Origin of the sequence: Desulfovibrio sp. Fe33, from assembly GCF_028532725.1 — a bacterium.
Taxonomy (GTDB): domain Bacteria; phylum Desulfobacterota; class Desulfovibrionia; order Desulfovibrionales; family Desulfovibrionaceae; genus Pseudodesulfovibrio.
Genome location: NZ_JAQKGU010000003.1, coordinates 238,844 through 252,334 on the forward strand (window position 1 = coordinate 238,844; position 13,491 = coordinate 252,334).

At 60.2% G+C, this 13,491-nt stretch carries 13 protein-coding genes; 6 read left to right on the forward strand and 7 right to left on the reverse strand.

Going from position 1 to position 13,491, the window contains the following annotated elements; translation table 11 throughout:
- Positions 1-16 precede the first annotated feature (16 nt).
- Together PSN43_RS06260 and PSN43_RS06265 are read left to right on the forward strand one after the other, a co-directional pair.
- Positions 17-535, forward strand: a complete 519-nt coding sequence (locus tag PSN43_RS06260) for a PilZ domain-containing protein (protein WP_272699866.1) — start codon at positions 17-19, stop codon at positions 533-535.
- 18 nt (positions 536-553) lie between these two features.
- Positions 554-1,291 carry a protein phosphatase CheZ gene (locus PSN43_RS06265; protein WP_272699867.1) on the forward strand — a complete coding sequence of 246 codons (738 nt, stop codon included), beginning with the start codon at positions 554-556 and terminating at the stop codon, positions 1,289-1,291.
- A gap of 78 nt (positions 1,292-1,369) precedes the next feature.
- On the opposite strand, the gene mgtE is transcribed toward PSN43_RS06265, so the two are convergent.
- Entirely contained in the window at positions 1,370-2,707 is a 1,338-nt protein-coding gene (gene mgtE, locus PSN43_RS06270; RefSeq protein ID WP_272699868.1) for a magnesium transporter, read from the reverse strand.
- A 159-nt stretch (positions 2,708-2,866) separates the two neighbouring features.
- On the opposite strand from mgtE, the gene nadC reads away from it, so the two are divergent.
- The 4 genes from nadC (at position 2,867) to PSN43_RS06290 (ending at position 7,243) form a co-directional block, all read left to right on the forward strand.
- Entirely contained in the window at positions 2,867-3,736 is an 870-nt protein-coding gene (gene nadC, locus PSN43_RS06275) for a carboxylating nicotinate-nucleotide diphosphorylase (RefSeq protein WP_272699869.1), read from the forward strand.
- Between the two features lie 11 nt (positions 3,737-3,747).
- Positions 3,748-4,788, forward strand: a complete 1,041-nt coding sequence (gene nadA / locus PSN43_RS06280) for a quinolinate synthase NadA (protein ID WP_272699870.1) — start codon at positions 3,748-3,750, stop codon at positions 4,786-4,788.
- Positions 4,789-4,814: 26 nt separating this feature from the next.
- Positions 4,815-6,401, forward strand: coding sequence for an L-aspartate oxidase (nadB, locus tag PSN43_RS06285; RefSeq protein WP_272699871.1), 1,587 nt, complete (start codon positions 4,815-4,817; stop codon positions 6,399-6,401).
- Positions 6,402-6,511: 110 nt separating this feature from the next.
- Positions 6,512-7,243 carry a COG3650 family protein gene (locus PSN43_RS06290; RefSeq protein ID WP_272699872.1) on the forward strand — a complete coding sequence of 244 codons (732 nt, stop codon included), beginning with the start codon at positions 6,512-6,514 and terminating at the stop codon, positions 7,241-7,243.
- 6 nt (positions 7,244-7,249) lie between these two features.
- Here the strand turns inward: PSN43_RS06290 and PSN43_RS06295 are convergent, their stop codons facing one another.
- From PSN43_RS06295 to PSN43_RS06320, 6 genes are all read right to left on the reverse strand, one after another.
- Positions 7,250-8,707 (reverse strand): TrkH family potassium uptake protein, encoded by a 1,458-nt coding sequence (locus PSN43_RS06295; protein WP_272699873.1) that lies wholly within the window; start codon positions 8,705-8,707, stop codon positions 7,250-7,252.
- Entirely contained in the window at positions 8,708-10,075 is a 1,368-nt protein-coding gene (trkA, locus tag PSN43_RS06300; RefSeq protein ID WP_272699874.1) for a Trk system potassium transporter TrkA, read from the reverse strand.
- 159 nt (positions 10,076-10,234) lie between these two features.
- Positions 10,235-10,894, reverse strand: a complete 660-nt coding sequence (locus PSN43_RS06305; RefSeq protein WP_272699875.1) for a nitrite reductase — start codon at positions 10,892-10,894, stop codon at positions 10,235-10,237.
- A 36-nt stretch (positions 10,895-10,930) separates the two neighbouring features.
- Positions 10,931-11,248, reverse strand: a complete 318-nt coding sequence (locus tag PSN43_RS06310) for a cupin domain-containing protein (protein ID WP_272699876.1) — start codon at positions 11,246-11,248, stop codon at positions 10,931-10,933.
- A 17-nt stretch (positions 11,249-11,265) separates the two neighbouring features.
- Positions 11,266-12,045, reverse strand: coding sequence for an ATP-binding protein (locus PSN43_RS06315; RefSeq protein ID WP_272699877.1), 780 nt, complete (start codon positions 12,043-12,045; stop codon positions 11,266-11,268).
- Positions 12,046-12,072: 27 nt separating this feature from the next.
- Positions 12,073-13,440: a 4Fe-4S binding protein gene (locus tag PSN43_RS06320; protein ID WP_272699878.1), complete on the reverse strand. Its 1,368-nt coding sequence runs from the start codon at positions 13,438-13,440 to the stop codon at positions 12,073-12,075.
- Between the last annotated feature and the right edge of the window lie 51 nt (positions 13,441-13,491).

Sequence of the window (13,491 nt, forward strand, 5' to 3'; positions counted from 1 at the left end):
CCGCCAAGGGGGTCCCATGAGTGAAGAGAAACGTTCGTTCTCCAGGATACAGGTCAGGCTGAAGGCCCAGGCCCGGGTCATGGAGTCCCTGGATTCTCCCCAACTCTTCACCGGCGACGCCATGCCGCAGCCGGTCTCCCGGGCCGAGTTCGTCAAGAAGAGCAAACTTCCCGAAGAAGTGGCCACCTTCCTTGCGGAAATGGACCGCAAGCTCGACCAGATCATTTCTATGCTCGGCCAGGACTCGGTCAAGACCGATTTCGCCATCCCCGTGGAGGTCATGGAAATCTCCGCCGCCGGAGTTAAATTCCGGTCCCGGGAGTGCTTCGACATCGACGCCCCCCTGGAGATCATCATCTACCTCAGCCAGGCTCCTCTGCGCCTGGCGGGCAGCAAGGGGCGCATCCTGGAACAGGAGCCCGACACGGGACTCTACCGCTTCGAATTCGTGGACCTGCGCGGCTCCGACATGGAGGCCATCGTGCAATTCGTCTTCAAGGAACAAAGGGAACAGATTCGCAACTCCAAAATGTAGCCGTCCCGGAGCAGACGCATGACCAGCAATGATGAATTGGTGAAGGAGCTGATGGAAAAGGTCTCCGACCAGCTTGTAGCCAGCCTCAAGGGGACCATAGCCGCTTCCGTGGAAAGAGAAATCGCCAAGAACTTGTCCAAGGCGTTGTTGGAAGGGGAATTCTACCGGAGGGTCAACGAGGACCTGCAAAGCGGCCTCAAGAAAATCTACCAGGAAGTCAAGGCCGCTCGCGGCGGCACCGAGATCAAAACAATTACCGCCGACATCGACCCCAAGGAGCTCTTTTCCGAGACCTCGGACCAGTTGGACGCCGTGCTCAAGACAACGGAAAAGGCGGCCGTGGAGATCATCGACATCGTCGAGAAGCTCCAGAACCTTCAAGGGTCCGTATCCAGCATCGTCAAGGGGTTCGAATCGGGCGGCGTGACCCGCGAAAGCCGGAACAGACTCAAGGAAATCAACGAGACGCTCGGCTCTGATTTGTCCAACATCATGGTTTCCCTGAGCTTCCAAGACCTTACCGGGCAACGCATCAAGCGAATCATCAATTCCATCCGCCAGATCGAACAGATCGTCCGCGAAGTCATGCTCTCCACAGGGCTGATGATCCGTCAGCGGGAAGCGGAGCCGGAAAAGGATTTCGAGGAGCTTTCCCAGGAGGCCAAGACCGAGGCCACTTCCAAGCTTCAGGGACCGTCCGAAGGCACCAACCAGCACGATGTGGACGATCTCCTCGCCTCCCTCGGCCTGGACTGATCCCCGAACGAATCAAATAAAAGGGGTGCACCGGATATCCGGCGCACCCCTTTTCATTTCCTTTTCAGGCCGTTCCTTTCATCTCAGCAGAACCATCCCGGCCAGGCCGAGCAGGACCAGGAAGCCCATGGAGTCGGTGATGGTGGTCAGGAAGATGCTCGACGCCTGGGCCGGATCGCGCCCCAACTCCTTGAGCAGGAGAGGAATGGACGCTCCGGCGAGCGCTCCGAGCAACATGTCCACACAGAGAGCCACCCCCATGACCCCCGCCAGCAACGGTTTGTGGGTAACCAGGAGGACCACGCAGAATACCAGCATCGAGATAATCATGCCGTTCATGAATCCGATGCGCAGTTCGCGCAGCACGGCTATCCACGCCCGCTTGCGGTCGAAACGCTCCATGGCCAGTTGACGGATCATGACGGCCAGGGCCTGCTGGCCGGTGTTGCCCGCCTGGTTGGCGACAACGGGCATGAGAACGGCAAGCACCGCCATCTGGGCGATGTTGCCTTCGAAAAGATGGACCACCCAGGCGGAAATAGCGGAAAAAATCATGTTGAGGATGAGCCAGGGCAGACGCATACGGACCGAATAGGACCACGGCGAATCCGTGGTTTCATCCGCGCCCGCGCCGACCATTGCCTGCATGTCCTCGGATGCCTCTTCATGGATGATGTCGATGACGTCGTCGACGGTAACGACGCCGAGCAGGCGATTGCCGAAATCCACCACGGGCAGGGCCAGGAGATTATATCGGGCGATGAGGTGGGCTACTTCTTCCTTGTCTTCATTGTAGCCCACGGTAATGAGATTCTGGGTCTTGACCAGGTCCTTGAGGAAGGCCCCGCGCTTGGCGAGCATGAGGTCACGCAGGGAGACAACGCCCACCAGCCGGTCCTTCTTGTCCACAAGGTAGGCGTAGTAAGGAATTTCCTTGTCCTCGACCTCCTCGCGAATCTTGGCCACGGCTTCGTCCGCATTCAAGTCCTGGTCGAGGATGACCACCTCGGTGTTCATGACGCCGCCCGCAGTGTCCGGATCGAACGTCAGGAGCGTCTTCAGCTCCGCGCGATCCTCGGCAGCCACGCGGCTGAGCAGCGCCTTCTGCAAGTCGTCGCTCAAACCGTCCAGAAGGTCGGTGGCGTCGTCCGGGGCCATCTCCTCGACGATGCGGGCTGCCAGCCCCCGGTTCAGGTTGCTGATGAGCGCTTTCTGGTCGAGGTCGTCCATCTCCGCGATGGACTCAGCCGCGTCCTTGATGGGCAACTGTTTGATGAACTTGACCTGATCGGCGATGTCCAGGCCTTCGATAGTCTCGGCTGCGTCAGCGGGGTGCTGATCGAAATCCACGCCGGACAGGCCGTCCATCTCATCGACCGGACGAGTGATTTTTTCCTCGTTTTCTTTTACGCTCATGGGCTGGATACCTAGCTCAAAACCGGCTCCAGGTCAAAGCAATCGGGCTTTCGTCTCGTGATATTAATGTGAAATATTTCATCAACAGTGCTCCCCCTTGACGAAAAACCATCCGTGACTTACTTGCCAACATCTACCTGCAAATATATGGACTAAGCCATGCCTACCAATATTTTCGACGATTTTTTCCAGGCCGAAGCCAGGATGTTCCTGCTGGCCGCCATTCGTATAGCCCTGGCGGAGGACGGCTCCGACCTGACCAGCCAAGGCCTTTTCACCGATTCCGACATGGCCCAGGCCATGATCGTGGCCAAACAGGATACAGTTGTGGCCGGTTTGCCGATCATCCCGCTGATTCTTGAATTCGGCGGCGAGGAATGCCAGGCGCACCTCAATGTGGACGACGGCGAAACCGTATCCGAAGGCACCATGGTGGCGGCCCTGCAAGGCCCGGCCACTCAGATTCTCAAAGCCGAACGGGTCATCCTCAACTTCCTGTGCCACATGTCCGGCGTGGCCAATCTGACCGCGCAGTACGTGGCGGCCCTCAAGGGCACCGGAACCACCTTGCTCGACACTCGCAAGACCCTGCCCTGCCTTCGCTTCCCCGAAAAATACGCGGTGCTGGCCGGCGGCGGCAAAAACCATCGCCTGACCTTGTCCGAAATGCTCATGCTCAAGGACAACCACATCGACCGGGCCGGCTCCATCACCGAAGCCGTGCATCAGCTCAAGACGGTCTATTCACCCTGCCCGCCCATCGAAGTGGAATGCCGGACCATCGAAGAAGTTCAGGAAGCCTGCAAATGCGACATCAAACGCATCATGCTGGACAACATGGACACCGAGACCGCCAGGGCCGCATTGTCCATGATCCCCAAAACCATCGAGACGGAATTCAGCGGCAACGTCTCCCTGGAAAACATCCGCAGCATCGCCGAACTCGGACCGGACTACATTTCAGTGGGCAAACTGACCCACTCGGCGCCCAGTTCCGATTTCAGTATGCAATTCGTGCCGTTGCGATAAAGAGGAACACTGTGGAAAACGCCAAGGAAACCATTTTTCAGATTAAGGACGCCCTGGGCGACTCCCTGGCCATCCTCGGCCATCACTACCAGTCCGACGATGTCATCGACTGCACGGACATCAGGGGCGACTCCCTGGAACTGGCCCGCAAGATTCACGGCCTGAAAGCCGAACATGTGGTCTTCTGCGGAGTATTCTTCATGGCCGAGTCCGCCGCCATCCTGAGCCGCCCCGGCCAGAAAATCCACATCCCCGACGTCACCGCGTCCTGCCCCATGGCCGACATGGCCGAAGCGGGCCGCGTGCGCAAGACCCTCGACATCCTCGAAGAAAACGGACGCAGAGTGGTCCCGCTGACCTACGTGAACTCCTCCGCCGCCGTGAAGGGCGTCGTGGGGGAACGCGGCGGCTCGGTGTGCACTTCCGCCAACGCCCGGATCATGCTCGAATGGGCCATGTCCCAGGGCGACGCCGTCCTGTTCCTGCCCGACCAGCACCTCGGCAACAACACCGCAGACGTGCTCGGCATCCCCCAGGGGCAACGGCTCATTCTTCCCGCCGATGTCATCCACGGCGACCCCGGCCTGTTCATCGACCCCGAGACCGCCGACGGCAAAAAGCTGTTCCTCTGGCCCGGCTACTGCCCCATCCACGAGGCGTTCACCCTGAACGCCGTGCGCGCCATCCGCGAAAACGAGCCTGAGGCGAAGATCGTGGTCCACCCTGAATGCTCGCCCGCCGTCGTGCGCGAGACGGACGGCAACGGCTCCACCACCTTCCTCATCAAGTATGCGGAAGAGGCTCCGGCCGGGTCCACCGTCTATATCGGCACCGAGGAAAACCTTGTAAAACGCCTTGCCGCCCGGCACGCCGGACGCAAAACCATCAAGCCTCTGCTCTCTGCCCTGTGCGAAGACATGGGCAAAATCACAATCAAAAAACTTGCCCATACCCTGCAAACCCTCGACACAGCCACGCCCGTCACGGTGAGCAACGCCATCAGGGAACCCGCCAAGCTGGCCCTGGAACGAATGCTCGCAGTTTGCTCCTAGCCGAGCCTGGTGCTACACCATTAGCCATGAACGATTTCCGACTGCAATCCGACGCTTTAATCATCGGTTCCGGCATCGCCGGTTCCGTAGCCGCCCTCACCCTGGCCGACCAGGGGCGCGACGTCATCATCATCACTGCCGGGGCCGACCTGAAAACCGGCAACACTTCCCTCGCGCAAGGGGGCATCGTCTATCGCAACGAGCACGACGACCCCAGGATACTGGAAAAGGACATCCTTACTGCGGGCTGGAAACACAACTATTCCCGCGCGGTGCGTTTCATCGCCCGCAAGGGGCCGGTTGTCCTGAAAGAACTCTTCCTCGAAAAATACAAAATTCCCTTCAACCAGCGCAAACCTGGCGACTGGTACCTGACCCGCGAAGGCGGCCACTCAATGGCGCGCATCCTCTACTGCGACGACCACACCGGCCGCAACATCATGGAAGTGCTTTCCGACGCCGTCGAGAAGCACCCCAACATTCGCGTGCTGACCCAGCGCACCGCCATCGACCTGTTGACCACCCAACACCACGCCCGGCACCTGGACTTCAAGTACAACCTGTCCAACCAGTGCGTCGGCGCTTACGTCTACAACGACCAGGTGGGCAAGGTCGAAACCATCATGTCCAAGTACACCCTGCTGGCCACCGGCGGCATCGGGCAGATTTACCTGCATACGACCAACACCACAGGCTCCATCGGCTCGGGGCTGGCCATGGCCTTCCGCGCCGGGACCAGGCTGATGAATTGCGAGTACGTGCAGTTTCATCCCACCGCCCTGTACGGCGGCACCAAACGCGGCGAACGCCGCTTCCTGGTGTCAGAAGCCGTGCGCGGCGAGGGCGCCGTACTGGTCGACTCACGCGGCGAACGGTTCATGCCCCGCCACGATCCCCGGGCCGACCTGGCTCCCCGCGACATCGTCACCAGGGCCATCATGGAAGAAATGCTGAACACGGACAACGACTGCGTCTACCTGGACTGTTCAGGGATTAAGCAGGACGTCAACAAGCGCTTCCCGACCATTTCCGAAAGATGCCGCAAAATGGGCATCGACATGGCTTCGGAACCGGTTCCCGTGGTCCCGGCGGCACACTATTTCTGCGGCGGCATCCTGGTGGACCACAGGGCGCGCACGACTCTGGACCAGCTCTACGCCGCCGGGGAATGCAGTTGCACCGGCGTTCACGGAGCCAACCGGCTGGCCAGCACCTCGCTGCTTGAGGGAATGCTTTGGGGATATTCCGCCGGACAGGACATGGCCATGCGCCTCAACCGGAGTTCAAGCCTGCCCCGCAAGCTCCTCGACTCCATTCCGGACTGGGTTCCCCACGGCGTCCACGACGAGGACCCGGCCCTTATCGCGCAGGACTGGGCCAATATCCGCAACACCATGTGGAATTATGTGGGAGTCACCCGCACGAGCAACCGCTTGAACCGCGCCTATGTGGACCTGCACAAGCTGACCAAGAATCTCCAGGACTTCTACCGCGAAACGGAATTGAGCAAATCCATCATCGATCTCTTCCACGGTTCCCAGACGGCCTACATCATCACCCAGGCCGCCCTGCGCAACCAAAAAACAGTAGGATGCCATCACCGCATCGACTAGCTCGGCCCAGTCGCTTCAACGGCCCAAAAGGCCCGCGCCGCTCCTCCGGGATGGCGCGGGCCTCTTCTTTAGTATAGGCTTGATAAAAACCTAATGAGGTCTCATTAAATATGTCGAAAATCGCTTGCATTGATACCTTTTCCCGCTCTTTTCTGTTTCCGCTGGCCGCATTCATCCTTCTTGCGGCAGGTTGCTCCGCCCCTTCCGGCGGACCTGGCAACGAGCTGTCCACACATGACGATTCTGCCGGGAAAGCGTTGCACGGCAAGCAGTCTGGAAAAAGTCTAGAGAATCTTAAGACTTTTAGGGGGCTCCTCGCGGTCCGCAGTGAAGGCTATTTCCTGACCCTTTGCGGCACTCAAAAAGCCCTGCCCGTCCTGGACGAAACCGCAGGCGAATTACAGGCGGCCATGAAGCTTTTTGCGCCGGATTCCAAGGAGCCCGTTTTCACAGAACTCCTCGGAACCTCGACGCCTTCTTCCGATGCCCTGACCGCCCGCGAACTTCTTCATGCGTCGGCTGTGGGTGAAAGCTGGGGATGCCGCGAACGGTTCGGGGAGTTCTCCTTCAAGGCCATGGGCAACGAGCCGGGATGGATCATGAAGGCCGCGCCCGGAGAGCTGTCGCTGACCACGATGGACTCCCCCTCGCCGCGCCGTTTCTCCGGCGTTACGTCCGCACAGTCCGGCGAAGACGCCGTTTTTACGGGCGAAGACGTCAGCCTGACCCTGACCCGCGGCGTCTGCATGGACACCATGAGCGGAGAACAGTTCGGCTGGCGGGCCGAGGCCGTGGTGGACGGCACTACCTACCGGGGATGCGCTGTCAGGGGCGACCTGTAACGGCCGCTACTTGCGCCAGAATTCAGGAACGAAGAGGATGATGACGGTATAGATTTCCAGACGTCCCAGGACCATGCAGAACGTCAGGACCCACTTGGCCGCGTCCGGCATCCAGGCGAAATTGTCCGTCGGTCCCACCCCGCCGATACCGGGACCGATGTTTCCGATGCAAGCCAGGGAAGCAGCCAGGGATGTGACCACGTCCACGCCGGTGGCGGCGACCACGAAAGCGGCCAGAATCAACAGCCCGACCCAGAGGAAGGCGAAGCCCCAGACGCCTCTGATGACGTCGTCCTTGACCACGGTATGCCCCATTTTCACATGGCTCACGGAGCGCGGGTGAATGAGCCGGAACAATTCCTGGTAGGACTGTTTGAACAACAGCATGATGCGCATGACCTTCATGCCGCCGCCCGTCGACCCTGCGCACCCGCCCACGAACATGCAAAGCAGCAGGATGGCCTGAGCCAGGCCGGGCCATAATTCATAATCCGCCGTGGCGAATCCCGTGGTGGTCAGGATGGAGGCTACCTGGAACGAGGTGTAGCGCACCGCGTCGGCCGGGTTGTCGTAGTTGCCTGCAATGAGCACTGTCGTTGTCAGAATAATGATAAAAACAAATACCATGCACGCAAAGACACGAAATTCCGGGTCCTTGAGCATGGCCGACGGCTTCCATTTAAGCAGCAGATAGTGCAACGAAAAGTTCACGCCCGCAATGAGCATGAACACGGTAATGACATAGTCGATGTAGGCGCTGTCGAAGCCGGCCACAGAGGCATTCCGGGTGGAGAACCCGCCCGTGGCCATGGTCCCGAAGGTGTGGCACAAGGCGTCGAAGAGATCCATGCCGCCGAACATGAGCAACACGGTTTCGAGCGCGCTGAACAGGACATAGACCTTCCACAAGGTCATGGCCGTATCCTTGATGCGCGGCTTGAGCTTGTCCGGCGAAGGACCGGGCACCTCGGCCTTGTAGAGCTGCATTCCGCCCACGCCCAGAAACGGCAGAATAGCCAGGGAAAGAACGATAATGCCCATGCCGCCGAGCCAGTGGGTCAGGCTGCGCCAGAAAAGCAACCCGCGCGGCACGGACTCGATATCGGCGAGCACGGACGACCCGGTGGTGCTGAACCCGGACAGGGATTCGAAAACGCAGTCCACAACCGACTCGAAAATCCCGCCCAGATAAAACGGAAGCCCCCCGAACGCCCCGGCCGCAAACCAGCCGAGCGCCACGATGGCCATGCCTTCGCGGTGGGTCATGATCGAAGTCTTGTGCGAGCTGTGACGAAAAACCAGGAAGGCCGATCCGCCCAACGAAACCGTAATGGCCATCGACAGGCCCAGGGGGGCCGCAGTGCCGTCGCCATAGTACAGCCCCCACGCCAAAGGCAGGGCCATGGTAAGTCCGACACAGGCCACCAACGCCCCGATGACGTGCAGCACATAGCGCCAACGCATTTAGAAAAACTCCACCTTTGTGGTCAGGACACGCTCCACCTTGGGAATGTTCTGGCGGGTGGAAATGATAATTAAACGGTCGTTGGGCTGAACCACGGTATCACCGCGGGGGATGACGACCTCATCGCCTCGCTGAAAGCAGAGGACCAGGCTGCCCCTGGGAAAACCGAGGTCCCGAACGGCCTTGCCCACGATGGGGGAATCCTCCTGGGCCACGGCCTCGAGCGCTTCGGCCTCCTCCCCCTTGATGGAGACCGAGGAAATGACCTTGCCCCGGCGGATATAGTGCAGCAGCGAGTTGATGGCCGACAGCCTGGGACAAACCACGTAATCGATGCCGATGGGCTCAATGAGCGGCATATAGCCGAAATTATTGACGCGCGTAACAGTGCGCCTGGCTCCGAGACTCTTGGCCAGCAGACAGGAAAGAATGTTGGTCTCCTCATCGCCGGTCACGGCAATGACCATGTCCATGTCCTGGATATTCTCTTCGCGCAGGATTTCCTGATCCGTGGAGTCGCCCATGAGAACGATGGGGCGATCCAGATGCTCGGAAAGATACTCGCACCGCTTCTGCCGGTTTTCGAGCAGCCGCGTGTGGTAGTATTTGTTGTCCAGAGCCTTCGCCAGACGGAAGCCGATGTTGCCGCCGCCGATAATCATAACCTTGCGGACAGGATCGTCGGCCACGCCCAGCCGGGCCATGATCTCGTCCTGGTCGCGGATGTCGCAGACAAAATAAACAAGGTCGCCGGGCTTGAGCACATCGAGTCCGCCGGGAATGATGAGCTGGCCGTTGCGCACAATGGCCGCAATGACCAATCCCAGGTCGTCGCCGATCTTGTCGCGCAGGTGAATGAGCTGACTGCCCATGATCGGGCTGTTGTCCGGCAGGTTGATGCCGATAAGCCGGATCTTGCCGCCCGCGAACTCGTTGATCTCCACCGCCCCCGGCACGCTCATGAGCCGGAGCACCGAGTTCACCACCTCCTCGTCGGGGTTGATGATCTTGGTGATGTTGGCGCCCCGCTCGGTGAGCAGATGCCCGTAATCCGTATACATCTCGCTGCGGATGCGGGCGAGCTTGGTCACGCCCTGGCTAAGCATATTCGCGTAGTAGCAGCTGATGATATTGATCTCGTCCGAGTCGGTCACGGCCAGGAAGATGTCGGCTTCGGCGACGCCCGCCTCAGCCAATATCTTGGGGCTGGACCCCGAACCCTTGATGGTCTGGACGTCCGAACTCTCGGCGACCTTGCGCAAAGCCTCGTCGCTGGTGTCAACGACCACGACTTCCTTGTTCTCTACGGCAAGCCGCTGCGCGAGGTGATAGCCGACCTCGCCGGCACCAATAATGATGACCCGCAAATGATGCTCCTTAATTGGGTGAAAACAACATATGTCTACCCGTGTTTTCACGCCAGCGCAACATTGCGGCAACCGGTCCGAATCAATAATATCCGGCCGTTAAGAAATGGCGATTCGTCAGGAGAAATCGCGTCCTGCCGCCATTCCCCGGAAATCGAATCAAAGAACGGCAGACCGCGCGGCATCGACGCCGACCCGCTCCATGAACCGGGCGGTACGCTCCTTTTTCTTCGCATTTTCAGAGTAAAAGGCCAGGACCTTGCGAATAACCGCGAAAGCCTCTTCCTCCGACACGTTCTCGGCCAGGACATCCCCCTGGCGCACACGCCGTCCGCCGTTGCCGCCGAAGGCCACCGTCCAGCCGTCCTTGCAGCCGAAAAGGCCCACATCGCGGACCATGGGCTCAGCGCAGCACATGGGGCAACCCGACACGCTGGACTTGAGCTTGGCGGGGAATTCAAAGGAGGCAAGCACCTTCTCCAGCCGATCAGCCATGGCCATGGAATCCTGCAAGCCGCGCCTGCACGAAACAGACCCGGGGCAGGACTGCACCGCGCAGGGGCAGTCCTCACCCACCAGGCCGACGGCTTCGACCACCCCTTTCAGGGCGGATTCAGGCACGTCGTCGATCATCAATCGCTGGTTGGCGGCCAGCCGCACCCCGCCCAGGCCATATTCCCGCACGGCGCGGTTGACGGCGTCCAGGAGGTCGGCGTCAAGCCGTCCCATGCGAGTACGCGGCACCACCGTGTAGGAGCCGTTCCTTCGACGGCGCACCGCCCCTGCGGGCAATTGCGCAATGTATTCCTCAATGTTCATGACGATTATCTCTCTTCCCCACGTCTGAAGGCCGCATCAGATCGGCGGCGCGATGTGCACCAGCACACGCATGTCGGTAACGGCCCGGACCCCATGGGGTTCGGCGATCTGCGAAACGAGCACGTCGCCGGGCCGCGCGGGCATGGACGCGCCGTCCGCGCCCAGGAATTCACCCTCCCCTTCGAGAACGGTCAGGGTCAACTCCCCTTCCAGGTCGTGGGAATGAACGGGCAGCGTTTGCCCGGCTCTGAAGTTGAAATTGATGACCTTCACATATTCCGACTCATGGGCCAAGTAATTGGAAAAAGTCAGGTCCTTGAAGCCATGAACGTCGAACAGCTCTATCTTCTTCATGACGGTTCTCCTTATCGTTAATCGAAATGCAAGGCCACGGTTTCCAACACCTCGCCGCTGCGGCGCACGATGACCCGCCGGGTCGGTACGGACTTGCCCGCCCGCCTGACAGCTTCACCCAGAATGGCGCTCATGGACGAGCAGCACGGCACTTCCATCTCCATGACGGTGATGGAATTGAGATCGTTTTCCGCAATTATCCCGGTGAGCTTATCCACATATTCCATCTGATTGTCGAACTTGGGGCAGCCCATGAGAACCACACGGCCCGGGACGAACTCTCCATGATAGGAGGGCATGGCCACGGGCACGCAGTCGGCGGTCAGGAGCAGGTCGGCGTTCTTCAGGAACGGCGCGTTGGGCGGCACGAGCCGAAGCTGCACAGGCCAGTGGGACAAAGCCGAACCCGCGCTCTGTGCCGAAGGGACGTTGGCCCGGCCGCACGGGGTCAAAGTTTGAAGCGCAGAGCCGGGGCAGCCGCCCGCCTTGGGAGCGGCAGACGCGAGGCGCAGGCTCATGGGATCGGGCATATGGTCCGGGATCTCGCGGCCCTGAGCCCGAAGATGCTCGGCCACGGCTTCGGGATCGAAATCCGCGGCTTCGCGCACCTCCACCTTGAGTGCGCCGGTGGGGCAATCGCCCAAACATGCGCCCAGGCCATCGCAGTAGATTTCCTTTACCAGCTTCGCCTTGCCGTCGACGATGGCCAATGCGCCCTCGGCGCAGGCCGGAACACACTGCCCGCAGCCGTTACACAATTCTTCATTGATGGTAATCATCTTACGCTGATGTATCATTCTTCTATCCTCTCGTTTTCAATGGGTTCAAATTCTGGCCACACCGAGAAAAACGGCGTGGAGACTGACGGCCAGGACAATGAACGCGGTCCTGGCGTTATTTGGAGAAAGACCGGGAAAAGCGTAACCTATCTGGTTGTCTGAGCAGGCCGATACGCAATCGCCGCACAGGGTGCAGGAAAGAGCGGGCCGTCCCTTGGCCAGCCTGTCGGCATCAAGCGCGCCGTATCTGCACCGGGGAACGCAAGCTCCGCACTGAAGGCAGTCAGCTCCGATGCGAATGCGCCACGGCGAGACCCGGCCCAGGAGATTGCCCACAAGCCCGATGGGACAGAACTCGGCGCAGTGAACCATCATCCCCCGCCTGCGGGAGAAGAAAAGCATCATCCCTACGCCGATAAGACCGAAGGCGGCCCCGAAGAGCACCGCGCTCACCCCCGGCACGCCGAGAGCGCGCAGTCCCCAGGCGGCCCCCACGGTCAGGAGCAGAGTCGCCCCCCGGCCCCACAGGCTCAGCCCGCGCGACGCCCTGGGCGCGAAGGGCCGCGCTCTCAAGCGGCTCATGGCGTCGTCCCATGCCCCTATGTAGCAAAGATGACTACACCATGCGGGCCCCACCAAAATCAGAGTGACGCCGAACAGGACGAGCATGAAAAAGCCTCCTCCGCGAAAGACGGGACCGGCTACGATCATGGCCGGGACCGGAAGGTGCAGCGTTCCGGTCATGAGCATACGGTCCGCGCCCAAAAGCCCAAGGCCCAACTGCAAGAAGAACAGGGCCGAAAAAAGTCCCCATATGCGGGGCCGATACCGCCGATGCCCCAATGGAGTACGCATATGCGAACCGACCCACTGGCCGTAGAAACCGAGCAGAAAGACCTCTCCCCACCCCCAGCCCGGCAGGTAGCGGTCCGCAAGCAGAATGGGAAAACCGACCTTGTTTCGGGCGACGGCCAGACAGACAACGGTAATCGCGAATATCGCCGCTCGGGGCCAGGCCCATTCCCGATCGCGGTCGAACCAGGCTTCACTTCCGCCGCCGAGCAAGGACGCCATGGCGAGCCCGTCCAGGAGAATAATCCCGCTCATTATCCCGGTCAGCCGCATCCAAGGCAAATCGAAGACCAACCTGATGGTGATAAGGTCCACCACGGTCTGAGCCCACACGTACCCGCCCCACAGCAGTGCGGCCAGGACGATCGGGCGCAGCCATGCCTGCCGGGTAAACAACAACCCGGCCAATCCGGCCAAAGCCGCAGCCAAACCGAAATCCCCCTGGCGGAACCAGTGGGAGGCAAGCAGCAACAAGGCCAGGACAGGCAGCAGCAGTCGGTATCTGTTCACGGGTACGTTCTCCATGGCCCCACTTTGGACAATCTTTTTGACGTCAGCCATGACTTAGGTCAATTTATCCGTACCACATGAAAAAATGGAGAAAATGATATT